Raw genomic sequence first — 24620 nt, 5'->3', positions numbered from 1 at the left:
TTTTCAAGGATATACATTGATATGGCAAATAATGATGTTTTTATAAGCACACGAGCTAACAAAAATCCGCTGACTAACTATCATTTTGACCTGACACCAAAAGAATCGCTCTATTTAAAAATAAATGGATTTGGCAGCGATGGGCAGCATCTCGTTTTAGGAGCGTCCGTTCAGGGAATCGTTTCAATCACACAGTCTTCCCGCCAAAATCAACGGGAGCAAAGCATTCAGATTACTGCGATAAAAGAAGGTTTCGTCATAATCCATGCTCGTGAGTCGTCTGCTAAATCAAGCAAATATATGAATAGTTGTATTCCTGCTAATGGACATTTTAATGGTTGTTTTCCAAATTTAACAATAGAGGTAATGAGTACAATCTCAATACCAAAAGACTTAACTCCTGAGCAAAAGGCTATGTTACTGGTATTATTAGCAGAAACCAAAAGATCTAGTGGTTCAGGATATAACGAAACAGATGCTATAAAGGCTATGCAATATATGAGGCAGGCATTATATAATCGTTTTAAATTCTCCCATCCCTATTTGCTTGATGTTCCAAAAAATAATCCAACCCTGATCGGATTAATCAAGTCCGGAAGAGTTATTGAAGGCTTTCGGAATTACCCAATTCTGAAACCAAGTGTCCAGAAAAATATTGACGCATTCTTCAATGAATGTAATAAGGGTAATAGTAAAAATTTTACAAAGTATCGTAATCTACTTCAGGCTGCAATCAAGATTGCTAGCGGGGAAAATGCAGATGTTACCACTGGTGAAAAGGTTTATAGCTGGCGAACTCAGGGGAGTTCCAGCCCAGGGAGAAATTTTAAGCACTTATTTGATCTGTCAGGTCAGAGTTTCTATGGGCTGCAAAAGAAATTTATCGATAACCCTAATAAACCCAAAAATGATTGAGGGCTGTTATGAGATCTGTTCTTATCGTTATTTTCCTGTTTAGCTCTTTTGTGTCAAAGGCTGATGACTGGGGGATCTTTAATTCAAAGCCAGTTGCCAGATACAAAATAACTGCGACAACACCCTATAAAGAGGTCTATAAGGATGCTCTTGAATATTTTATATTAAAAGAAGATAAAAGTCAGAATGATAATCATTTTTGCATGCTAGGTTATGACTGGCCTGATGGTCGCCGAAGTGCAGTCGTTTTCTGGAATGAAAATAATTATATATTTTCTAATTGGACGCTGGGCCGTAATCCTGGTGAAAACGATTATATGTCTTTAAATGATGCCAATATTATTGATCAAGAAACGTCTGTCTTTACAATGGAAAAACTTCGAAAACTTTATACTGAAGAAGAAATTCGTCGCAATCCTGATATCCTCCCGATGTATGGATATCGCCAGAAAGATGTTGATTTACAACGTCGTGATTGTGATGAATATGGTGAAAAAATAGTTATTCAGGCTTTTGCTCGGCCAAAAGATTGTAGGGATACAGATGATCCTGAAGTGGCGCATCTTTGTGAAGCCGTTGGCGAATAAAGTCATATATGTAGATTAAAATCCAGCTAGCAAATGGATAAAGCGTCAGGTTGATATATGATCAGAGATAAAATCATAATAACAGGTAAAAGCGGATATATCGGAAAACGGACAGAAGACAAAGTATCAAAGCTGGGTAAAAAAAAGTGGCCCGAAATTACTGCATGGCTGGAGTAAGCAGGAACAGTAATACCCTGAGGTAGGAATGGTTGTGGCTGAACAATTTTTTGAAAACAATAAAAATGGCGGTAAGGCAAAGAGAGTATGCGATGGGGCTCAATTTAGCGGATAATGAAGTAAGTTAGTTTCAAAAGTGGAGCTGGAAGAACAGCTGATGTTGGAAACGGTAAAGGTGAGTTACTGTATAGTAAAAAGTCTTCACATATCGAATGAGACGTAGCGAAATTCATATTATCGGTTTCAAAGGCATCTTTGATGAAAAACGGCGTCAAGAATTATACAGCGCGTTTTTGGCGGTTACCCACAGAACTGAAACGTAAGACAAGTTGTTTCATGGTAAATAATTTCCATTCTGATGTTCAATTTTCTGGCAGTCATATCTGTACACATGGAAGAGAGCTTCCTGTATAGAAATGTAGCTACACACTGTAGAATGGTGATATCAGGATAACTGGTCTCGTCTAAAAAAACGCCCGCTTTTCAGTTTTTGAAAATGAGCCTACAGTGAAGGTGAGATGAACTTTATCTATATTTTTCATATGGTTCAATACAGGGTTCGAGTCCCGTCCGTTCCGCCACTATTTAGAAAGCTTGAATCAGAAATAATTCAGGCTTTCGTCGTTTTATACTCCCTACACTCGAGTATCTCTCTTCTTATTTTCGTTAACAAAAAGTTAATATATTCAGTGCAATTTATTAACATTTGCACGGTTTTAGTGCGTTATTTGCACTGCTTTTGTGCATTGTTTGCCCATCCCCTCTCCGAGCCTCACTTAGTTATGTAATAATTATGTAAAAATAATTCATAAAAAATCATTCATTTACCGATCATTTTTAAGAAAACCTCTGAACCAATACGATATTGGTTCGCTTATTGCTAAATCATTAGCACGATAAGTAGTGCGTCATATCAATAACTTATCGTTGATAAGAATAAAGTGATGATGAAAGCGAGCGAACCAATATGGAAAAGCCTTCACGGTTTTTAGCAAATTCCAGCACCGCGCTTGAGCAGTTGCGCGGGCTTATCAACCAGCACGAGTCAACACCAGGCATTCCGCTGCCCACTGAACGTGAGCTGTCGGACACGCTCGGCGTAGGGCGACGTGAAGTGCGTCGCGCGCTGGACGTGCTGGAAGAGGAAGGGCGTATCTGGCGCAAGCAGGGCAAGGGCACCTTCATTGGTCCGGCTGCCCCTGTTGAGCCGTTGGCGCTTCAGGGATTGGTTCAGCAAACCAACCTGCTTGAAGTCATGGAAGCTCGACTACAGCTCGAACCCGGCTTAGCCCGACTTGCGGCACTGCGTGCCACCAGGGAAAACCTCGCGCTCATGCAGCGCATGCTGGAACGCATTGATAAGGTCAGTCCGGATGACCGCGATCTCAACGAACTGTGGGATAGCGCCTTTCACCGCGCCATTGCGGAAGCAGCAGGCAACCGCCTGATGCTAGGGCTTTTCGATGCGATAGATGCCGTCCGCCGGGAGCCCGGCTGGCAGCATTTGCGCGAGCTTGCCCGCACCCCTGAACGTGTCGATAGCTACAACGACCACCATCACAACATCATGTCAGCGATTATTCATCGCCAGCCTAATGAAGCAGCCGCCGCCATGCGCGAACACCTGCTCAGCCTGCAAACCGCCCTGATTCAGGCTATCCACCTTGAGGACGATTCCACGCTATGACGACGATACCCTTTAAGGACTCCACGCCCGTACTGCGGCTGCAAAACCTCAACGTTAAATTCGCGGGCTCGCCGGTAAGCGTGCTCGAAGACATCTCCCTGACGGTCAGGGCGGGAGAGACGCTGGCGCTGGTGGGCGAGTCCGGCTGCGGTAAAAGCATCACTTCCCTGGCGCTGATGGGGTTATTGCCTGCCAGCGCCCGGATCGTCAGCGGGGAGATGCATTTCCGCCGCCACGATCTGCGCAAGCTCTCGCCGCGCGAGTATGCCGATCTGCGCGGCAGCGAGCTGGCGATGATATTCCAGGAGCCCATGACCTCGCTCAACCCGGCCTTCACGCTTGGCGATCAGCTCAGTGAAGCGGTGATGCGCCATCAAACGATCTCCCGGGCTGAGGCGATGACGGTTGCGCTACAGATCCTGGAGAAGGTGCAGATCCCGGCCGCAGAGATGCGCCTCAAGGCTTACCCGCATCAGCTTTCCGGCGGTATGCGCCAGCGCGTGATGATTGCGATGGCCCTGATAAACCATCCCAAATTACTGATTGCTGACGAACCCACTACCGCCCTGGACGTGACCATTCAGGCGCAAATTCTCGCCCTGCTCAATACCCTAAAAGAAGAAACGGGCACGGCGGTGCTGATGATCACTCACGATTTAGGCGTGGTGGCCGAAGTCGCGCAGCAGGTGGCGGTAATGTACGCCGGACAGGTGGTGGAACAGGGGAGCGTCGAGGCGATATTTGCCGACCCGCAGCACCCGTACACAATTGGCTTGATGGGCTCGATCCCCTCCCTTGGCGCACGCAAGGGCCAGCTTTCCACCATTCCCGGATCGGTCCCGCTGCCGGAATCCATGCCTCAAGGCTGCCGCTTTGCCACCCGATGTCCCTTCGCGCAGACGCGCTGTCATGCTGATAAACCACCGCTCACTACGCTCGGCGCGGGCCATCAGGTTGCCTGCTTCCGCGTGCCGCTGGAACAACACATTGCCCTGGGAGAAATTGCATGACCACGCCCATTCTTGAAGCCCGCGATCTGAGCAAGCTTTTCCCCGGCCCGAAAAAACTGTTTACGCCGGCCCGTTTTGTTACGGCTGTCGACCGCGTTTCGCTGTCGGTGATGCCTGGCGAAACGCTGGCCATTGTCGGCGAATCCGGTTCCGGAAAATCCACCCTCGGTCGTCTGCTGCTGCGCCTGCTGAGTGCCAGCGAAGGGCGCGTATTTTATCAGGGTGAGGAGATCACCCATGCCTCAGGCGCTCGTCTGAACCAGCTTCGGCGTGAGCTACAGATCATCTTTCAGGATCCCTTCGCCTCGCTGAACCCGCGCATGACGGTAGAGCAGATTGTTGGTGAGCCGCTGTGGCTGCACCAGAACATGAAAAAAGCGGATCGCCAGTACCGCGTTGCCGAGCTGCTCAGGACGGTCGGCTTGCCCGCGGCCTGGGCCGGGCGTTATCCGCACGAATTTTCCGGCGGGCAGCGCCAGCGTATCGGCATTGCGCGCGCGCTGGCGTCGGGCCCAACGCTGCTGCTGGGCGATGAACCGGTCTCTGCGCTGGACGTTTCCGTTCAGGCACAGGTGGTGAATTTACTGGAAAGCCTGAAGCACCAGCTGGGTCTAACGATGGTGATCGTCGCCCACGGGCTGGCGGTTATCCGTCATATGAGCGACCGCGTGGCGGTGATGTATCTTGGGCAAATCGTCGAGCTGGCCACCGTCGACGACATCTTCGACGCGCCGCTGCATCCTTATACTCAGGCGTTAATCGCCTCAGCACCGCAAATGCAGCCAGGCGTAGCGCGGGATGCGCCGCTGTTGCAGGGGGATTTACCGAACCCGGCTAATCCGCCCTTTGGCTGCCGTTTCCACACCCGTTGCCCCTACGTTACCGACGAATGCCGCCAGGTCGAGCCGATTAATCAGGTCATCGACGGCGGGCGTCAGGTCGCCTGCCACCGCTGGCAGGAGATTAACCGCGATCGCAGCGTTATCCAGATCGCACCGCCATCCGCCGCATTTTTGCGCCGCCGCGCGCTGTTTGAACACGCGGCCACTCACTCCTCCCTTCCTTCAAGGAACTCATGATAATGACAATGCGTAATTCTCTTTTGACCGTACTGGGAAGTGTTATGTTGCTTGGCGCGGCGCTGCCCGCCCATTCTGAAAGCGTGCTGCGAATCGGCCTGGGCGCAGACCCGGACATGCTGGACCCGCATCTGGCGCGTACCTATTATGGCCGCTTCGTGTTTGCCTCCCTGTGTGACCGGCTGGTGGACGTGGACGAACACCTCAAGGTGGTGCCGGGACTGGCAAAATCCTGGGCGTGGAGCAATGACGGTAAAACGCTGATCCTGGATCTCCGTGATGGCGTGACCTTCCACGACGGTGAAAAATTTGATGCCGCCGCCGCGAAATACAACCTCGACCGTGCCCTGACGTTAAAAGGTTCTCTGCGTAAAAGTGAACTCTCTTCCGTTGAGTCAGTGGAGGTCACCGGCCCGATGCAGATAGCCCTGCACCTGAAAACGCCGGATGCCGCACTTCTGATGCAGCTCACCGATCGCGCAGGCGCAATGATGGCGCCGGAAGCCGCTAAAAAAGCCGATTTTGCCGCGCATCCGGTCTGTTCCGGCCCGTATAAATTCGACAGCCGCGTGTCGCAGGATCGCATTGTGCTGACCCGCTTCGACAACTACTGGAACAAAGACGCCTACCACTTCGATAAAATAATCTATCTGCCGATCCCGGATGCTTCCGTGCGCCTGGCGAACCTGCGCGCGGGCGATCTCGACCTGACCGAAGGCATTGCCGCCAGCGACGTCAAAACCGTCGAGGCCGACAGCAAACTGGCGCTGGCGAAGGTAACGGGCCTCGGATACCAGGGCATCACCTTCAACATTAACAATGGCAAAGTCCCGGCGAACGATCCCTTCAAAGATGCCCGCGTGCGTGAAGCATTTTCTCAGGCCATCGATCGCGATGCTTTAAACCAGGTGGTGTTCGAGGGACTTTACACTCCGGCGAACCAGGCGTTTTCGCCGGTAAGCCCGTACCACGTCAATCTTCCGGTTCCCCCACGTGACGTCGACAAAGCCAAAGCGCTGCTGAAAGCCGCAGGTGTCACCGCGCCGCTGACCGTCAATCTGCTGGTGCCGAACAACCCAACCTCGCAGCAGGTGGGCCAGGTATTGCAGGCGATGGTGGCAGAGGCGGGCTTTAACCTGAACCTGCAAATGACCGAGTTCGCCACGCTGCTGGATCGCCAGCAGAGCGGTGACTACCAGTTGAGCTTCTCCGGCTGGTCGGGTCGCCCGGATCCAGATGGCAGCATCTACGGCTTTATCAACAGCAAAGGCACCCTTAACGATGGCCGCTACAGCAATGCTCAGGTGGATGAATGGCTAACGCAGGCGCGTCAGAGCACCGATCAGGCCGCCCGCCAGCCGCTGTACGACAAGGTGGTGAAGCAACTGCAAACCGACATGCCGATTGCCTACCTCTACTTCGAACCGCGCATTTTTGGCCTGAACAAGCGCGTACAGGGCTTCAAAGCGTACCCGGACGGCATTGTGCGTCTGGCTGGCTTAACGCTGGCGAAATAAACCTCCTGAGGAGAACCCATGCTGGAACTGATTTGCAAACGTCTGCTGCTGGCTATTCCCACTCTGCTGCTGGTGAGCATGATGGTGTTCGGCCTGCAAAAGCTGCTGCCCGGCGACCCGCTGATCGCCATGGCCGGGGAGGAGCGCGATCCGGCGGTGATCGCCCAGCTGCGTGCTGAGCTGAATCTGGACGCGCCGATCCCCGTGCAGTATTTCAACTGGCTGACGCGCGCGCTGCAAGGCGATCTGGGTGTCTCCTTACGCACTCATGAGCCGGTCACGCAGCTGATTGCCAGCAAGCTGCCGGTCACGCTGGAGCTGTCGCTGCTGGCGATGATTATCGCGCTGGTGTTTGGTATCAGCATGGGGATCCTCGCGGCGGTGAATAAAAACAGCTGGGTCGATCACGGGGCGAATTTTGTGGCGATCTCGGGGATCTCAATACCGCACTTCTGGCTGGGGATCCTGCTGATTCTGGTCTTTTCAGTAAACCTGCAATGGCTGCCTGCGTCCGGTTATGTGCCGTTCAGTGAAGATCCGATCCAGAACCTGCGGACATTGCTGCTGCCCGCGTCCGTGCTCGGGACCGGCCTGGCGGCAACGCTGATGCGCCATACCCGTGCGTCGATGATTGCGGTGCTGAAAGCGGATTACATCCGCACCGCGCGCGCTAAGGGGCTGCTGCCGAAAGCGGTGGTCCTGAAGCACGCCTTTCGCAACGCGCTGGTGCCGGTGATCACCCTCACCACGCTGCTGTTTGGCGAGCTGCTGGGCGGGGCGGTGCTGACCGAGCAGGTCTTCACCATTCCAGGCTTCGGCAAAATGATCGTCGACTCGGTGTTCAACCGCGATTACGCGGTGGTGCAGGGCGTAGTGCTGATCGTGGCGATCGGTTTCCTGATGCTCAACCTGCTGGCTGACGTGCTCTACGTCCTTATCAACCCGAAAATGCGAGGTTAATCATGGCGGAACTGACGACGCGAACCGTGGCACCCGCGCTGCCGCGCGCGCAAAACCGCGTGCTGAAAAAATTCCTCGCCAATAAAAGTGCGGTGATTGGCGCGATTGTGGTGGGCTTTTTTGTGCTGGTGGCGCTGCTGGCACCGTGGATCGCGCCGTTTGACCCGGTAAAGGCTAACTTCCTCGCGGTGCGCAAAGCGCCCTCGGCGATGTACTGGTTCGGCACCGACGAGCTGGGGCGCGATATCATGTCCCGCATTATCTGGGGGGCGAGAACCTCGCTGATGGCGGGCTGTATGTCGGTGGCGATCGCGGTGGTCATCGGCGTGCCGCTGGGGCTGGTGGCGGGGTATTTCCAGAAGATGTGGGACGGGGTGATCTCCCGCTTTATCGAGGCACTGCTGGCCTGTCCATTCCTGATCATGGCGATCGCGCTGGGGGCGTTTTTAGGCCCAAGCCTGACGAATGCCATGATTGCCATTGGGCTCTCGGCGATGCCGATCTTCGCCCGCCTGACGCGCGGCCAGGTGATCGCCATTCGCAACGAAGAGTATATCGACGGCGCGCGGGCGATTGGCCTGCCGGACCGCTGGATCATTATCAAATACGTTCTGCCTAACGTGATGTCACCGATTCTGGTACAGGCCACGCTGGCCATTGCCTCGGCGATTATCGCCGAAGCCAGCCTCTCATTTTTAGGGTTAGGGCAACAGCCGCCGAACCCATCCTGGGGCTCCATGCTCAACACCGCCAAAGGATTTCTGGAGCAGGCGCCGTGGATGTCCGTTTTCCCCGGCGTGGCGATTTTCCTTGCCGTTCAGGGCTTTAATTTACTCGGCGACGGGCTGCGCGATGCGCTCGATCCGCGCCACGACTAAGGAGTCATGATGACCAAAGCGCTCGATTTTACAACCGGTTACGATTCACGACGCCCGCCGATGATGGGCCACAACGCCGTTGCCACCTCGCAGCCGCTGGCGGCACAGGCGGGAATGAAGATGCTACAGCTGGGCGGAAACGCCGTTGATGCGGCGGTTGCCACCGCCATGGCGCTGACCGTTGTCGAGCCGACCGGCAACGGCATCGGCAGCGATGCTTTTGCCATTGTCTGGGACGGTGAAAAACTTCACGGTCTGAATGCGTCCGGTCGTTCGCCGGCCAGCTGGCATGCGGATCTGTTTGTCGGAAAAACCGCCGTACCGGAAATCGGCTGGGACGCGGTAACCGTACCGGGGGCGGTGTCGGGCTGGGTAGCGCTGGCTGAACGTTTTGGCACATTGCCGCTCACCACCCTGGCGCAGCCGGCCATTGAGTATGCGCGTAACGGTTTTCCCGTCTCTCCGCTCATCGGGCACCTGTGGCAGCGCGGTTACAACAAGCTGAAAGATCAGCCGGGCTTTAGCGCCTGCTTCGCGCCGGAAGGCCGCGCGCCGCGCGTGGGCGAGATCTTCCGTAACCCCGCGCAGGCGAACACGCTGGAGCTGATCGCCAAAACCAACGGCGACGCGTTTTACCGTGGCGAACTGGCGCAGAAAATTGCCGCCTTTGCCAAAGCACACGGTGCACACCTGACGGCTGAAGATCTGGCAAACCATCGCGTGGACTGGGTAGAACTGCTGTCGCGCGACTTCGCGGGCGGGTCGGTGCAGGAGTTGCCGCCAAACGGTCAGGGGATCGCCACCCTGATTGCGCTCGGCATTCTGGAGCAGTGCGGCATCGAGAAACATCACCCGGACTCCGTGCAGGGGCTGCACCTCTCCATTGAGGCAATGAAGCTGGCGCTGGCGGATCTCGATCGCTACGTTGCGGATGAAGAGCATATGGAGTTCGCGGCCAAAGTGCTGCTGAGCGACCATTATCTGAAGTCGCGCGCCGCGCTTATCGACCACGATAAAGCCTCTGATTTTGTGTACGGATCGCCGACGCAGAGCGGCACGGTCTACATCAGCACCGCGGACGCCAGCGGGATGATGGTTTCGTTTATTCAGTCCAACTTTATGGGCTTCGGTTCAGGCATTGTGGTGCCGGATACCGGAATCAGCCTGCAAAACCGCGGCTGCGGCTTTGTGCTCGATCCCAAACACCCGAACGCGCTGGCGGGCAGCAAGCGTCCTTTCCACACCATCATCCCGGGTTTTGCGATGGACGGTAACGGCAAGCCGCTGATGTCCTTCGGCGTGATGGGTGGCCCGATGCAGGCGCAGGGGCACATGCAAATGGCGTTGCGCATTATGCTGCACGGGCAAAACCCGCAGGCGGCGATTGATGCCCCGCGCTGGCGCGTGGTGCAGGGCAGGGAAGTGATTGTTGAATCGACCTTCGATCGCAATACCATCGCGGCGCTGCGCGAGCGCGGACACCAGATCGTGGTGGAAGATCCGCTCCAGGATTACAATTTTGGCGGCGCGCAGGTGATTTACCGTATGCCGGAAGGGCACTACGTGGCTGCGACGGAGAGCCGCAAAGACGGGCAGGCGTTGGTGAGCTGATTTGTAGGCCGGGTAAGGCGCAGCCGCCACCCGGCTTTTATTCAGCCAATGCTAAACGGATCCGCATCCTGCCACGCCGGAAACTTCTCCCGATACTCCCTTAACGCCGTTAACGAAATCTCAGCATCAATTCGTGTCGCCTGATGCGGCTCGGCGGTGGCAATAATCTCGCCCTGTGGACTGATCACCCGGCTGTCACCGCGATAGTGATGCCCGTTGCCGTCCGTTCCTACGCGGTTACAGCCAACGACGTACGCCTGGTTTTCAATCGCGCGCGCGGTCAGTAGAGCCTGCCAGTGCAGGGAGCGTGGGGCGGGCCAGTTGGCGACATACAGCGCCAGATCGTAATCGTTGCGGTTGCGTGACCACACCGGGAAGCGCAGGTCATAGCAGACCAGCGGCAGAATACGCCAGCCGCGCCATTCAAATACCACGCGTTCGTTGCCGGCTTCATAATGCTGATGTTCATCCGCCATACGGAACAGATGGCGCTTATCGTAGAAGTGGACTGTTCCTTCCGGCTCGACGAGCAGGAAGCGGTTAACCGCTCCGCGCCCGGTCTGGAGCGCGACGCTTCCGGCAATCAGCGCGTTGGTATCCTGCGCCCTGGCCTGCATCCAGGACACCACCTCGTCCTGCGGCATAGACTGTGTTGCCGCCTCCATCGCGAAACCTGTGGTGAACATCTCCGGCAGAACAATCACGTCGCGTCCGGTTATCTCTTCCAGCTGGCGATCAAAATGGCGAAGGTTGGCGGGGCCGTCCATCCACACTAAAGGTTGCTGCAAAACAGAAATCTTTAAACCAGGCACGATACAGGCTCCTAAAAAAATACCTTTTGACACTGTAGCACGTCATTACGAGAAAATGTGGCAATAAAAAACCCCGCGCGGGGCGGGGTTTGTGGGAGCGGGATGCCTTATGCCGCTTCAGGTTTGCGGTGCTTCTCCGGCAGCTTTACCGGCTGCGTCGCCAGCTCTTCTGGTTCGAAATCATCCACATTAATACTGCGCAGACGGCTCTCTTCGGCTTTCACCAGAAGCGCGGCTTCGCTGTTGTCGATGATGCCACCCGCCAGCGCCTGTTTTGCCAGCTCGTCCAGTCGTGTAAACGGCAGGTTTTTGCCCAGCTGTTTACAGATTTTCTGATGAATCGGGTCGGCGGCCATGACGTCCAGCAGCGCCTCTTCCAGCAAACCTACCGGGTTATGCGGGGTAGGCGCCAGGTATTGACCGCGGCCGATACGGGAACGGGTTGCGCTCGGTACCTGGAGGATCTTCGCCACTTTGTGATCCAGCTTGTCGGACGGCGCCAGATAATGACGTCCGGTCGGGAAGATCGCCACGCGCAGGGCGCCGGCCACAAAGCGGTTCGGGAAGTTTGCCAGCAGATCGTCAATTGCCTGTTCGGCCTGATACAGCGCATCCTGTACGCCCCAGTGCACCAGCGGCAGATCCGCTTCCTGACGGCCTTCATCGTCGTAGCGTTTCAGCACCGCAGAGGCCAGGAAAATCTGGCTCAGCACATCACCCAGACGGGCGGAGATGCGCTCGCGACGCTTCAGGCTTCCGCCCAGAACGGCCATGGAGACGTCAGACAGCAGCGCCAGGTTAGCGCTCAGACGGTTCAGGTGCTGGTAGTAACGTTTGGTTGCATCGCGGGTCGGCGTCGCGCTGGTCAGCCCGCGCGTCAGGCCGAGCCAGAAGCTGCGAACTTCATTGCTGCCGACGTGACCGATATGTTTGAACAGCAGCTTGTCGAAGGCATCCACGTCGTTATTCTGCGCGGCGGCCATCTCTTCCAGCACGTAAGGATGGCAGCGGATCGCCCCCTGGCCGAAGATCATCATGCTGCGGGTCAGGATGTTTGCCCCTTCCACGGTGATGGCAATCGGTGCGCCCTGGTAGCCGCGCGCCAGGAAGTTGCCTTCGCCCAGCATAATGCCTTTACCACCAGCAATATCCATTGCATCAATAATTGACTGCTGGGCGCGGTGGGTACAGTGGTACTTCACAATCGCCGACAGCACGGCAGGTTTTTCGCCCAGCATAATGCCGTAAGTAATCAGCGAGGCAGCGGCGTCCATGACGTAAGCGTTGCCCGCGATACGCGCCAGCGGCTCTTCGATGCCTTCCATCTTGCCGATAGAAATTTTGAACTGGCGGCGGATATGAGCGTACGCGCCAATCCCCATCGCCACGGACTTCAGACCGCCGGTCGAGTTCGACGGCAGGGTAATGCCGCGGCCCACAGACAGACATTCCACCAGCATACGCCAGCCCTGGCCGGCCATTTTCGGACCACCAATGATGTAATCAATCGGGACAAAGATATCCTGACCGCGGGTTGGGCCGTTCTGGAACGGCACGTTCAGCGGGAAGTGACGACGACCAATTTCCACGCCCGGCGTTGAGGTTGGGATCAGCGCACAGGTAATGCCCAGGTCTTCTTCGCCGCCCAGCAGTTTTTCCGGGTCGGAGAGCTTAAAGGCCAGGCCCAGCACGGTGGCGATAGGCGCCAGGGTGATATAGCGTTTGTTCCAGGTCAGGCGCATGCCCAGCACCTGCTGGCCCTGCCATTCGCCCATGCAGACCACGCCGGTATCCGGGATTGCGCCAGCATCAGAACCGGCTTCCGGGCTGGTCAGCGCGAAGCACGGGATTTCCTGACCGCGCGCCAGACGCGGCAGGTAGTGATCTTTCTGCTCTTCCGTACCGTAATGCTGCAACAGCTCACCCGGGCCTAAGGAGTTTGGTACGCCAACGGTGATAGCCAGGATCCCGGAAACGCCCGCCAGCTTTTGCAGGACGCGAGCCTGAGCGTAAGCGGAGAATTCCAGGCCGCCGTACTCTTTTTTGATGATCATCGCGAAGAAGCGATGCTCTTTCAGGTACGCCCACAGCTCCGGCGGCAGGTCGGCCATTTCATGGGTGATCGCAAAGTCATTGGCCATGCGGCACGCTTCTTCCACCGGGCCATCAATAAAGGCCTGTTCTTCGGCGGTCAGACGCGGCTGCGGATAGTTGTGCAGCTTTTTCCAGTCCGGGTTGCCCTGGAACAGATCGCCTTCCCACCAGGTGGTGCCGGCATCAATCGCTTCTTTCTCCGTACGCGACATCGGCGGCATCACTTTACGGAAGCCCTTAAACACCGGCGCGGAGATCATCGACTTACGCATCGGCGTCAGGTTGAACGGCAGCAAAATAATTGCCAGCGGGACGAGGACCCAGATATTCCACAGGCCAGCGACGCCAAGTGCAGCCGTCCAGGCCAGAAGAATCAGGCTGCTCAGGAATAAACTGACGCGGTGATAGAACAACACGCCGAGCAGAACAACGGTTGCGAGAATGCTCAAAATCATCATAAAGAAAAGCTCCCTTGCTTGTAGGAGGTCTGACCACTTGTGATGATATGGTTGTAGTTGATGTCATTTCCTTTAGCAATGTGTTTACAAAATAATTACAACCTGGTTCACATTGTTCGCGTTTTAGCCGGCACAAAAAATCAAAACGCCGGACGATTCGCATGGCTTTAGCTTCTCGCTTTTAGCGCTATCCGGTACACTCCACTGTGTTATTTCATCAATACTGAAGGATTATCCTCATGTACCAGGATCTTATTCGTAACGAACTGAACGAAGCGGCGGAAACGCTGGCGAACTTTCTGAAAGATGATGCCAATATTCACGCTATTCAGCGCGCGGCGGTCCTGCTGGCCGACAGCTTCAAAGCCGGTGGCAAAGTGCTTTCGTGCGGTAACGGCGGCTCCCACTGCGACGCCATGCACTTCGCAGAAGAGCTGACCGGACGCTATCGCGAAAACCGTCCGGGTTACCCGGCGATTGCGATTTCCGACGTCAGCCACATCTCCTGCGTAGGCAATGACTTCGGTTACGACCACATCTTCTCCCGCTACGTTGAAGCGGTAGGCCGCGAAGGCGACGTGCTGCTGGGGATCTCCACGTCCGGTAACTCCGCTAACGTGATCAAAGCGATTGACGCGGCGCGTGAGAAGGGCATGAAGGTGATCACCCTGACCGGGAAAGATGGCGGTAAGATGGACGGTACGGCGGACGTTGAAATCCGTGTTCCACACTTCGGTTATGCCGACCGCATTCAGGAAATTCACATCAAAGTGATCCATATCCTGATTCAGTTAATCGAAAAAGAGATGGTTAAGTAAGGCTTCGCTGGGGGGCGCCGGTGCCCCCCGCTGTTGTGGAGGTAATCTATGTGCGAACTGCTCGGGATGAGCGCCAATGTGCCAACCGATATCTGCTTTAGCTTCACCGGGCTGGTTCAGCGCGGTGGAGGAACCGGGCCGCATAAAGACGGCTGGGGCATTACCTTCTACGAAGGCAAAGGCTGTCGCACGTTTAAAGATCCGCAGCCCAGCTTTAACTCACCCATTGCCAAACTGGTGCAGGACTACCCCATTAAATCCTGTTCGGTGATCGCCCACATTCGTCAGGCTAACCGCGGTGAAGTGGCGCTGGAAAATACCCATCCGTTTACCCGTGAACTGTGGGGCCGGAACTGGACCTACGCGCACAACGGCCAGCTTACGGGCTATAAATCGCTGGAAACCGGGAATTTTCGACCGGTTGGCGAAACCGACAGTGAAAAAGCGTTTTGCTGGCTGCTGCACAAGCTGACCGAGCGCTACCCGCGCACGCCCGGCAACATGGCCGCCGTTTTTAAATACATTGCGTCGCTGGCGTCGGAATTACGCGAGAAGGGCGTTTTCAATATGCTGCTGTCAGACGGGCGTTACGTGATGGCGTTTTGCTCCACGAATCTTTTCTGGATCACGCGCCGCGCGCCGTTTGGCGTCGCCACGTTGCTCGATCAGGATGTGGAAATTGATTTTCAGAAGGAGACCACACCGAACGATGTGGTCACCGTCATTGCAACGCAGCCGCTGACGGGCAACGAAACCTGGCAAAAGATCATGCCAGGCGAGTGGGTGCTATTTTGCCTCGGGGACCGCGTAATTTGACGCAAGCTGCGGCTGAACCACTTCGTGGCTGAGCGGTTTACTCACCACGTAACGGCCATTGACGATGGATACCACCGGCGGCTTATGGGTCTGCTCGAAGTAGTCATAGCCCGGTTTTAGCTGTTTCCAGAAATCCGTGTATACAGAGTACTTATGGCGCGCCATGTTGGCATCCGTCATACGGAACGGATAAATGCTGATCTGAACATTCGGCTGACCAAAGACCAGAGCGCCGGTAACAAACTGGAAAATCTCATCAATGCCGGAATCCGTCATCGCATAACAGCCGACAGACACGCAGGCGCCGTGGATCATCAGGTATTTGCCCTCGTAACCGTGAGCGCGGTCGAAGGCATTAGGGAAACCGATGTTAATCGCTTTATAGAAGCGGCTGTCCGGTTTTAGCTGGTTACGCTGAACGTTATAAAACCCTTCCGGACTTTTAAAGTCGCCCTGACGCTGTTTTGGCCCCAGTCCGCCAGAATAGTTACAAATTTTGTAGCTATCGAGCAGCTGATACGTCTCGCCCATTTTGACAAACAGATCGAGTGTGCGCTCTTCCTTGAAGATTTGAATATAAACCGGGGACCCCATCAACTGCTGTTTATATTCTTTGCTGACCGGCGTCGTTGAACTGTTACTGCTGAGCAGCCCGGCAAACGACATGCACGGTATCAGAAGCATCGCAATGAACAATGCGATTTTACGCATACTACTGGTTCCTTGATAAAACAATGACCAACTTGCCAGAACGGCAAAAGACACCCGAAATCAGACTAATCTGGACAGGAGCGCTCACATTAGCACCGATGGAGATTTTCGCAAGAGCCAACCTTTGCGTTTACAAATTAGTTTTACTTTATAACCCATTCAAATTGCCGTGACTCCAGGAACTTTGCGCAATAGCTCGCATTTCGGCGCGCCAGACGGCGGATTTGCTGCCCTTGCAGGGGCGGGAAATGGTACACTCCGGCCACTCTGGATTGTTGTTCATGGATACCTGCTAACCACATGTTTAGAATCAGAAAAGGACTCGATCTGCCAATCTCTGGCGTGCCTGAACAGCACGTAACAACCGGCGCCAGTATTCACCATGTCGCTCTTGTGGGTGATGATTACGTGGGCATGCGTCCTGCGATGCTGGTACAGGAAGGCGATCGCGTGATAAAAGGCCAGGCGCTTTTCGAGGATAAAAAAAATCCTGGCGTTATGTTTACAGCCCCTGCCAGCGGCACCGTCGTGGCCATCCATCGTGGTGAGCGTCGCGTCCTGCAATCGGTCGTTATTCAAATTGAAGGTGACGAAAAACGCGAGTTTGCGCGTTTTGACGCTGCCGATCTCGCTACCCTCAGCCACGACGCGGTGCAGACGCAACTGCTGGAGTCCGGTCTGTGGACGGCGCTTCGCACGCGTCCCTATAGCAAAACGCCCGTGCCAGGCACCGTACCCGCCGCTATCTTCGTCACGGCCATCGACACCAACCCGCTCAGCGCGGATCCGCAGCCTATTATCCTGGCCGAACGAAAAGCTTTCGATGCCGGTCTCACCGTGTTAACACGCCTGACGCCGGGCAAAGTGCATGTCTGCCAGGCCAGCGGCGGCAAGCTGGGCGGGCATCCGCAGGGGCAGGTCGCTTTTAATGAATTTGCCGGCCCGCATCCGGCCGGGCTGGTGGGAACGCATATTCACTTTCTGGAGCCGGTGAGCCTGACGAAACAGGTCTGGCATCTCAATTACCAGGACGTTATTGCTATCGGTAAGCTGTTCACCACGGGTGAGCTGTGCGCGGAACGCATTATTGCCATCGGTGGCCCTCAGGCAACCCGTCCGCGTCTGGTTCGCACGCTGCTTGGAGCAGATCTAACTGCGCTGCTGGCTGGCGAAACGAAAGAGGGCGAAAACCGCATTATTTCCGGTTCGGTGCTGAGCGGCAGGCACGCGACAGGCCCGAAGGCCTGGCTGGGGCGTTTCCATCTTCAGGTGAGCGTAGTGCTTGAAGGGCGCGAGAAAGAACTGTTCGGCTGGGTGCTGCCTGGCGCGGAAAAATTCTCCGTGACTCGCACCACGCTGGGCCACTTCCTGCGTCATAAGCTGTTTAACTTCTCCACCAGCACGAACGGCGGCGAGCGCGCCATGGTCCCGATTGGCAACTACGAACGCGTTATGCCGCTGGATATTCTGCCTACCGTGCTGCTGCGCGATCTCCTGGCCGGCGATACCGACGGTGCCCAGGCGCTGGGCTGCCTGGAGCTGGACGAAGAAGATCTGGCGCTGTGTACCTATGTGTGTCCAGGTAAATACGAATACGGACCCGTATTGCGCGAGGTGTTAACCCGCATTGAGCAGGAAGGATAACCATGGGCTTAAAACACCTCTTCGAAAAAATTGAGCCGCATTTTACCGAGGGTAAGCTGAAGAAGTACTACCCGCTGTATGAAGCGACAACGACCATTTTCTACACCCCTGGGCTGGTGACGAAAGGCGCGGCGCACGTTCGCGACGCCATCGACCTCAAGCGAATGATGATTCTGGTCTGGTTTGCGGTCTTCCCGGCGATGTTCTGGGGGATGTATAACGTTGGATTGCAGACGATCCCGGCGCTGCACCATATGTACGATGCAGAGCAGCTGGCGCAGGTGATTCAGTCTGACTGGCACTACCGTCTGGCGCAGTCTCTTGGCGTAAGCTTTGCGGCAGATGCCGGCTGGGTCAGCATGATGACCCTGGGCGCCGTCTTCTTCCTGCCGATCTATATGACCGTCTTTATCGTGGGCGGTTTCTGGGAAGTGCTGTTCGCCATAATCCGCAAGCATGAGATCAACGAAGGTTTCTTTGTTACCTCTATTCTGTTTGCGCTGATTGTTCCGCCCACGCTACCGCTCTGGCAGGCGGCGATGGGGATCAGCTTTGGCGTGGTCATTGCTAAAGAGATCTTCGGCGGGACCGGACGTAACTTCCTCAACCCGGCGCTGGCGGGGCGCGCGTTCCTGTTCTTTGCCTACCCGGCGCAAATCTCTGGCGACCTGGTGTGGACGGCTGCGGACGGATTCTCGGGCGCTACGCCACTTTCACAGTGGGCGGCAGGCGGCGGCGAAACGCTGGTCAATAATGCCACCGGCCAGCCTGTCACCTGGTTTGATGCGTTTATCGGCAATATTCCAGGTTCTATCGGTGAAGTGTCTACCCTGATGATCGTGATCGGCGGGGCCATCATCCTCTTTGGCCGCGTGGCCTCCTGGCGCATTGTCGCAGGCGTCATGCTCGGGATGGTACTCACCGCCACGCTGTTCAATTTCATTGGTTCAGACACTAACCCGATGTTCTCCATGCCGTGGTACTGGCACCTCGTGCTGGGAGGCTTTGCGTTTGGCATGATGTTCATGGCCACCGATCCCGTCTCGGCTTCGTTTACCGACAGGGGGAAATGGTGTTACGGCGCGCTCATTGGGGTGATGTGCGTACTGATTCGCGTGGTCAACCCGGCCTATCCGGAAGGGATGATGTTGGCCATTCTGTTTGCCAATCTGTTTGCGCCGCTGTTCGACTACCTGGTCGTGCGCGCCAACATTAAGCGGAGGAAGGCGCGTGGCTGAAATCAAAAATAACGACAGCATCAGCAAAACGCTGCTGGTGGTGCTGGTACTGTGCCTGGTCTGCTCCATAGTCGTGGCGGGCTCTGCCGTAGGGTTAAAACCGCTACAGCAGGAGCAACGCGCGCTGGATAAACAGCGCAACATCCTGGCCGTAGCCGGGCTGATGCAGGAAGGCATGACGAAGGACGACGTCGCGGCCGTGTTTGCAGAACGCATTACCGCCCGGCTGGTAGATTTAAAAACCGGCGAACTGATGGATAAAGACCCGGCGAAATATAACCAGGCGCTGGCGTTAAAGGATCCGCAGATGAGCACCGTGCTTGACGCCTCGCAGGATCCGGCTGGCATCAAGCGCCGCAGCAATGTCGCGGAGATTTACCTCGTCCGTGACGAGCAAAAGCGCATACAGGAAATCGTGTTGCCCATCTATGGCAACGGCTTGTGGTCAATGATGTACGCCTTTGTGGCGCTGGATACCGATGGCCGCACGGTCAAAGGCATTACTTATTACGATCAGGGCGAAACGCCGGGGCTGGGGGGCGAGGTTGAAAACCCTAACTGGCGCGCACAGTTTGTCGGTAAAAAAGTGCTCGACGACAACGGCCAGCCTGCGCTCAAGGTGGTGAAAGGGGGCGCACGTCCCGGCGATGAGTTCGCCGTTGACGGTCTTTCCGGCGCCACGCTCACCTCTAACGGGGTGCAGCACAGCTTTGATTTCTGGATGGGTGAACTGGGCTTTGGTCCCTTCCTGAAGAACGTACGTGAAGGAGCGCTGAACAATGGCTGATACGGGTGAACTGAAAGAAGTTAAAAAGGTGCTGATTGGCCCACTGTTAGCCAATAACCCGATAACGCTTCAGGTGCTGGGCGTGTGCTCGGCTCTGGCGGTGACCACCAAGCTGGAAACGGCGGTGGTGATGACGCTGGCGGTAACGCTGGTGACGGCGTTCTCCAGCATGTTTATCTCAATGATTCGCCACCATATTCCCAATAGCGTGAGGATCATCGTCCAGATGGCGATCATTGCCTCGCTGGTGATTGTGGTCGATCAGCTCCTGCGCGCCTTTGCTTATGAAACCTCGAAGCAGCTTTCGGTGTTTGTCGGCCTGATTATCACCAACTGCATCGTGATGGGGCGTGCTGAAGCCTATGCGATGAAAATGCCGCCGCTGGCAAGCTTTATGGACGGTATCGGCAACGGGCTGGGTTACGGCGTGATCCTGCTGACGGTCGGTTTCCTGCGCGAGCTTATTGGCAGCGGCAAGCTGTTCGGTATTCCGGTGCTGGATACGGTACAGAACGGCGGCTGGTATCTGCCGAACGGCCTGTTCCTGCTGGCCCCAAGCGCATTTTTCATTATCGGTTTGCTGATCTGGCTGATTCGTACGTTGAAGCCTGAACAGCAGGAAAAGGAGTAACCGACAATGGCTCATTACCTGAGTTTATTTGTGCGCGCGGTGTTTGTTGAAAACATGGCGCTCGCGTTCTTCCTGGGCATGTGTACGTTCCTTGCCGTTTCTAAAAAGGTCTCGACGGCATTTGGTCTGGGCGTGGCGGTCACCGTTGTGCTGGGGCTTTCCGTTCCGATTAACAACCTGGTGTTCAACTTCGTGCTGCGCGATGGCGCGCTGGTGGAGGGCGTTGATCTCAGCTTCCTGAACTTCATCACCTTTATCGGAGTGATTGCGGCGCTGGTGCAAATCCTCGAGATGATCCTCGATAAGTATTTCCCGTCGCTGTACAACGCGCTGGGGATCTTCCTGCCGCTGATCGCCGTGAACTGCGCCATTTTTGGCGGTGTTTCATTTATGGTTCAGCGCGATTACAACTTCAGTGAATCGGTTGTGTATGGCTTCGGCTCCGGTATCGGCTGGATGCTGGCGATTGTCACCATGGCGGGGATCCGTGAAAAAATGAAATATGCCAACGTCCCTGCGGGGCTTCGTGGCTTAGGGATCACCTTTATCACCACCGGCCTGATGGCGCTGGGCTTTATGTCCTTCTCCGGTGTGCAGCTATAAGGGCTAACAGATGGAAATTATTCTTGGCGTGGTGATGTTCACGCTGATAGTACTGGTGCTGTCAGGGCTGATTCTGGCGGCGCGCGCAAAGCTGGTTAATTCCGGGGATGTGATCATTGATATCAATGACGATCCGCAGAACCAGATCCGTACACCGGCAGGGGATAAGCTGCTTAATACGCTCTCCGGGAATGGGATTTTTGTCTCGTCAGCCTGCGGTGGAGGCGGCTCATGCGGGCAGTGCCGCGTGACGGTGAAAGAGGGTGGCGGTGATATTCTGCCAACGGAACTGTCACATATCACGAAGCGTGAAGCGAAAGAGGGCTGCCGTCTGGCGTGTCAGGTCGCGGTGCGCCAGAACATGAAGATTGAGCTGCCGGAGGAGATCTTCGGCGTGAAAAAATGGGAGTGCGAAGTTATCTCAAACGATAACAAAGCTACGTTCATTAAAGAGCTCAAGCTGCGCGTTCCCGAAGGGGAGAGCGTCCCGTTTCGTGCGGGTGGTTATATCCAGATTGAGTGTCCGGCACACACCGTAGCGTACGCTGACTTCGACGTGCCGGATGAGTACCGGGCCGATTGGGATAAGTTTAATCTCTTCCGCTTTGTTTCCGAGGTAAAAGAGCCCGCGCTGCGCGCCTATTCCATGGCTAACTACCCGGAAGAGAAGGGGATCATTATGCTCAACGTGCGTATCGCCACGCCGCCGCCGAATGTGCCCGATGCCCCGCCGGGCGTGATGTCGTCGTATATCTGGTCCCTCAAGCCTGGCGATAAGGTGACGATTTCCGGTCCGTTTGGGGAGTTTTTCGCTAAAGATACCGATGCGGAAATGGTCTTTATCGGCGGCGGCGCGGGTATGGCGCCGATGCGTTCGCATATCTTTGACCAGCTCAAGCGTCTCGGCAGCAAGCGTAAAATCAGCTTCTGGTACGGCGCGCGTTCACTGCGCGAAATGTTCTATGACGATGAGTTTGAACAGCTGGCGCGTGATAACCCTAACTTTACCTTCCACGTGGCGCTCTCCGATCCGCAGCCGGAAGATAACTGGACGGGCTATACGGGATTCATTCACAACGTGCTGTATGAAAACTACCTTAAACAGCACCCGGCACCGGAAGACTGCGAGTTCTATATGTGTGGTCCGCCAATGATGAACGCCGCCGTGATCAAGATGCTCAAAGATCTCGGCGTGGAAGATGAAAACATCCTCCTTGATGATTTCGGAGGCTGATTATGTTGACCTTTCTGGCAACCTTTGCGGTGTTTTTGCTGGTGGTGTTCGGTATGTCTTTAGGCTGGATCATCAAGCGTAAAAGCATTCAGGGCAGCTGTGGAGGTATCTCTTCCATCGGAATGGAAAAGGTGTGCGACTGTCCGGAACCGTGCGATGCGCGTAAAAAGCGCATGGCCCGGGACCAGCAGAGAATTATCTAGGAAAAGGCCGCTTCGTGCGGCCTTTATCATTTATTTTGCCCAGCTTTTGGCTTTGGCTGGTGAGTCTACAAGAACCCCTTCGGCACCCAGTGTTTTCGCCTTCTGGTAATCCTCTTCAGAGTTCACGCCGATAAAAATCAGATGGGCATTGCCCTGAGAGCGGAAGCAGTCCACGGCCTCTTTGTCCCACGTTAATGTTGCAGAAGAGACGCCTTCGCCTAAGGTGAATTTCTCTACCACCTCTACTTTTCGGTTTAACTCAAGCCCATACCAGTAATCGTCCATTTTTTGGGAAGGAGGCCGGCATTCGTGGCTCAATGACACCGTGGCCAGTCGTGTACGGGTTTCGCTGCGCGTGACAAAGCGGGGGATTTCGACAGGCAATGCTGCCATATAGCGATCTTCGGTTGAATAAACGCGAACACGATTCAGGCTGTTGGTCTCTTTCAGTACGTTAAGCAGCGCGTTGCCCATTGTTGCCGGATCGGCATCCGGAGATTTGATATCAATAAAAAACCGCGTGTCTGGCCAGACCGTCAGTACCGACTTCAGCGTTGGTACTGACGTATTCAGCATGTCTTTCGCCAGGCCCTTATCTTTCCATTTTACGCTGGCATCCGCCTTTGCCAGTTCTTCAGCGGTAAACTGTGATACTTTTCCCTGCAAGCGGGTTAACGCCTTCAGGTCAGCCGGTCGATACAGAACCGGCACGCCATCCCGACTAAGCTGCACGGTTATCCAGACGATATCGGCTTTATTTTCGAGCGCGAGCTTAATTGCAGGCAGGGTGTTTTCAGGGGCATCCGCCGTACCCCCCCGGTGAGCAACGATCCCGGGATGAGCCGATGCCGCACTCGCCAGAAACAGTAACGACACCGAAAGTATTTTCCTCATCAATGATAACCCTCTATGTATTTTCTTTAAATATATGAATATAAAGACTTTATTCGGGTTATTTGTAACATGGATTTATGACAATCGTGAGAAAGGAAAATAGCTGACGCATTTTTTGCCTTTTGTTATACTGTATATAAATACATGTGTGGTGTAATCAATGCGCAAAATAATCCATGTCGATATGGACTGTTTTTTTGCCGCAGTGGAGATGCGTGACAACCCCGCGCTGCGGGACATCCCTATCGCCATTGGCGGCAGTCGTGTTCAGCGCGGTGTGATCAGCACCGCGAACTATCCTGCACGCAAATTTGGCGTGCGCAGCGCCATGCCGACGGCGATGGCGCTGAAGCTGTGCCCGCACCTCACCCTTTTGCCGGGGCGCTTTGAAGCCTACAAAGAAGCGTCGAGCCATATTCGTGAGATCTTCTCTCGCTACACTTCGCTGATTGAACCCCTGTCGCTGGATGAGGCCTATCTGGACGTCACCGACAGCCTGCACTGCCACGGCTCCGCCACCCTGATGGCGCAGGAGATCCGCCAGACTATCTTTAACGAGCTGAATCTGACGGCATCGGCGGGCGTCGCGCCGGTCAAATTTCTCGCCAAAATCGCCTCCGATTTAAATAAGCCCAACGGCCAGTACGTCATCACTCCGGAAGAGGTGCCGGCGTTTTTGAAAACGCTGCCCCTCAGCAAAATCCCCGGCGTGGGTAAAGTCTCCGCCGCGAAGCTGGAAAGTATGGGGCTACGCACCTGCGAAGACGTCCAGCGAAGCGATCTGGCCCTGCTGCTTAAGCGTTTTGGCAAGTTTGGCCGCGTACTGTGGGAGCGCAGTCAGGGCATTGACGACCGCGATGTAAACAACGAACGGCTGCGTAAATCGGTCGGGGTTGAACGCACGCTGAGCGAAGATATTCATGACTGGTCGGCATGTGAAACCATCATTACGGAACAGCTCTATCCAGAGCTGGAGCGACGGCTGATCAAAGTGAAACCGGATTTACTGATTGCCCGCCAGGGCATCAAGCTGAAATTTAACGACTTTCAGCAGACGACGCAGGAGCACGTCTGGCCGCGCCTGAATAAAGAAGATCTCATCGCGACGGCAAAAAAGGCGTGGGAAGAACGACGAGGCGGGCGAGGGGTGAGGCTGGTGGGACTGCACGTCACGCTGCTGGATCCGCAGCTGGAGCGTCAGCTGGTTTTGGGATTGTAGATTGCACTCATCGTAGGCCCGGCAAGCGTAGCGCCGC

At 55.2% G+C, this 24620-nt stretch carries 23 protein-coding genes; 19 read left to right on the top strand and 4 right to left on the bottom strand.

The features are described from left to right. Positions 1-21 precede the first annotated feature (21 nt). The 9 genes from N5C09_RS06085 (at position 22) to N5C09_RS06045 (ending at position 10421) form a co-directional block, all read left to right on the top strand. Positions 22-915 (top strand): hypothetical protein, encoded by an 894-nt coding sequence (locus tag N5C09_RS06085; RefSeq protein ID WP_279748654.1) that lies wholly within the window; start codon positions 22-24, stop codon positions 913-915. A gap of 8 nt (positions 916-923) precedes the next feature. After that, on the top strand, positions 924-1502 hold the full coding sequence (locus N5C09_RS06080) for a hypothetical protein (RefSeq protein WP_279748653.1): 579 nt from the start codon (positions 924-926) through the stop codon (positions 1500-1502). A 1144-nt stretch (positions 1503-2646) separates the two neighbouring features. Next, complete coding sequence (locus N5C09_RS06075) at positions 2647-3366, top strand: FCD domain-containing protein (protein WP_063451779.1); 720 nt, start codon at positions 2647-2649, stop codon at positions 3364-3366. Further along, the gene (locus tag N5C09_RS06070) at positions 3363-4376 is read left to right on the top strand and encodes an ABC transporter ATP-binding protein (protein ID WP_023299383.1); all 1014 of its coding nucleotides are present in this window, start codon (positions 3363-3365) and stop codon (positions 4374-4376) included. Before N5C09_RS06075 ends, N5C09_RS06070 begins: the two co-directional genes overlap by 4 nt. Next, positions 4373-5455, top strand: a complete 1083-nt coding sequence (locus N5C09_RS06065; protein ID WP_279748652.1) for an oligopeptide/dipeptide ABC transporter ATP-binding protein — start codon at positions 4373-4375, stop codon at positions 5453-5455. Before N5C09_RS06070 ends, N5C09_RS06065 begins: the two co-directional genes overlap by 4 nt. Positions 5456-5457: 2 nt before the next feature. Further along, a complete protein-coding gene (locus N5C09_RS06060) occupies positions 5458-6972 on the top strand; it encodes an ABC transporter substrate-binding protein (protein ID WP_279748650.1) in 1515 nt (504 codons plus the stop codon). An 18-nt stretch (positions 6973-6990) separates the two neighbouring features. Beyond that, positions 6991-7932 (top strand): ABC transporter permease, encoded by a 942-nt coding sequence (locus N5C09_RS06055; protein ID WP_063451776.1) that lies wholly within the window; start codon positions 6991-6993, stop codon positions 7930-7932. A gap of 2 nt (positions 7933-7934) precedes the next feature. Continuing rightward, positions 7935-8810 (top strand): ABC transporter permease, encoded by an 876-nt coding sequence (locus tag N5C09_RS06050; RefSeq protein WP_279748649.1) that lies wholly within the window; start codon positions 7935-7937, stop codon positions 8808-8810. 9 nt (positions 8811-8819) lie between these two features. Then, a complete protein-coding gene (locus tag N5C09_RS06045) occupies positions 8820-10421 on the top strand; it encodes a gamma-glutamyltransferase family protein (RefSeq protein ID WP_193038236.1) in 1602 nt (533 codons plus the stop codon). A gap of 41 nt (positions 10422-10462) precedes the next feature. Here the strand turns inward: N5C09_RS06045 and N5C09_RS06040 are convergent, their stop codons facing one another. Then, on the bottom strand, positions 10463-11233 hold the full coding sequence (locus tag N5C09_RS06040; RefSeq protein ID WP_279748648.1) for an amidohydrolase: 771 nt from the start codon (positions 11231-11233) through the stop codon (positions 10463-10465). Positions 11234-11340: 107 nt separating this feature from the next. After that, positions 11341-13785, bottom strand: a complete 2445-nt coding sequence (gene fadE / locus N5C09_RS06035; RefSeq protein ID WP_107534761.1) for an acyl-CoA dehydrogenase FadE — start codon at positions 13783-13785, stop codon at positions 11341-11343. A gap of 239 nt (positions 13786-14024) precedes the next feature. Between fadE and lpcA the strand changes: the two genes are divergently transcribed. Then, positions 14025-14603 carry a D-sedoheptulose 7-phosphate isomerase gene (lpcA, locus tag N5C09_RS06030; RefSeq protein WP_063869169.1) on the top strand — a complete coding sequence of 193 codons (579 nt, stop codon included), beginning with the start codon at positions 14025-14027 and terminating at the stop codon, positions 14601-14603. A gap of 48 nt (positions 14604-14651) precedes the next feature. Continuing rightward, positions 14652-15419, top strand: coding sequence for a class II glutamine amidotransferase (locus N5C09_RS06025; RefSeq protein ID WP_102750185.1), 768 nt, complete (start codon positions 14652-14654; stop codon positions 15417-15419). Here the strand turns inward: N5C09_RS06025 and dpaA are convergent. Then, complete coding sequence (dpaA, locus tag N5C09_RS06020; RefSeq protein WP_279748647.1) at positions 15390-16130, bottom strand: peptidoglycan meso-diaminopimelic acid protein amidase; 741 nt, start codon at positions 16128-16130, stop codon at positions 15390-15392. The two genes, N5C09_RS06025 and dpaA, sit on opposite strands and share 30 nt — an antisense overlap. A 300-nt stretch (positions 16131-16430) precedes the next feature. Here dpaA and N5C09_RS06015 point away from each other — a divergent pair, with 300 nt between their 5' ends. Genes N5C09_RS06015 through nqrM form a run of 7 tightly spaced genes read left to right on the top strand, consistent with a single transcriptional unit; the run spans position 16431 to position 22470 of the window. Further along, positions 16431-17774, top strand: a complete 1344-nt coding sequence (locus N5C09_RS06015; protein WP_279748646.1) for a Na(+)-translocating NADH-quinone reductase subunit A — start codon at positions 16431-16433, stop codon at positions 17772-17774. 2 nt (positions 17775-17776) lie between these two features. After that, positions 17777-19012, top strand: coding sequence for an NADH:ubiquinone reductase (Na(+)-transporting) subunit B (locus tag N5C09_RS06010; RefSeq protein ID WP_063869163.1), 1236 nt, complete (start codon positions 17777-17779; stop codon positions 19010-19012). Further along, positions 19005-19799, top strand: coding sequence for a Na(+)-translocating NADH-quinone reductase subunit C (locus tag N5C09_RS06005; RefSeq protein WP_063869161.1), 795 nt, complete (start codon positions 19005-19007; stop codon positions 19797-19799). The genes N5C09_RS06010 and N5C09_RS06005 overlap by 8 nt, the downstream gene beginning before the upstream one ends. Beyond that, the gene (locus N5C09_RS06000; RefSeq protein WP_003863219.1) at positions 19792-20430 is read left to right on the top strand and encodes an NADH:ubiquinone reductase (Na(+)-transporting) subunit D; all 639 of its coding nucleotides are present in this window, start codon (positions 19792-19794) and stop codon (positions 20428-20430) included. Before N5C09_RS06005 ends, N5C09_RS06000 begins: the two co-directional genes overlap by 8 nt. Positions 20431-20436: 6 nt before the next feature. Beyond that, positions 20437-21033: an NADH:ubiquinone reductase (Na(+)-transporting) subunit E gene (gene nqrE, locus N5C09_RS05995; protein WP_003863217.1), complete on the top strand. Its 597-nt coding sequence runs from the start codon at positions 20437-20439 to the stop codon at positions 21031-21033. Between the two features lie 10 nt (positions 21034-21043). Continuing rightward, complete coding sequence (gene nqrF, locus N5C09_RS05990; protein WP_279748645.1) at positions 21044-22267, top strand: NADH:ubiquinone reductase (Na(+)-transporting) subunit F; 1224 nt, start codon at positions 21044-21046, stop codon at positions 22265-22267. Between the two features lie 2 nt (positions 22268-22269). Beyond that, positions 22270-22470 carry a (Na+)-NQR maturation NqrM gene (gene nqrM / locus N5C09_RS05985; RefSeq protein WP_041911135.1) on the top strand — a complete coding sequence of 67 codons (201 nt, stop codon included), beginning with the start codon at positions 22270-22272 and terminating at the stop codon, positions 22468-22470. A 30-nt stretch (positions 22471-22500) separates the two neighbouring features. Here nqrM and N5C09_RS05980 read toward each other — a convergent pair whose 3' ends face one another. Beyond that, positions 22501-23364, bottom strand: a complete 864-nt coding sequence (locus tag N5C09_RS05980) for a glycerophosphodiester phosphodiesterase family protein (RefSeq protein ID WP_279748644.1) — start codon at positions 23362-23364, stop codon at positions 22501-22503. 160 nt (positions 23365-23524) lie between these two features. Here N5C09_RS05980 and dinB point away from each other — a divergent pair, with 160 nt between their 5' ends. Further along, the gene (dinB, locus tag N5C09_RS05975; protein WP_063869155.1) at positions 23525-24583 is read left to right on the top strand and encodes a DNA polymerase IV; all 1059 of its coding nucleotides are present in this window, start codon (positions 23525-23527) and stop codon (positions 24581-24583) included. Positions 24584-24620 lie beyond the last annotated feature (37 nt).

It is taken from the genome of Enterobacter sp. GD03975 (assembly GCF_029838645.1).
In the GTDB taxonomy this organism is placed as follows: domain Bacteria; phylum Pseudomonadota; class Gammaproteobacteria; order Enterobacterales; family Enterobacteriaceae; genus Enterobacter; species Enterobacter quasihormaechei.
This window is presented reverse-complemented; position numbering and strand designations above follow the sequence as displayed.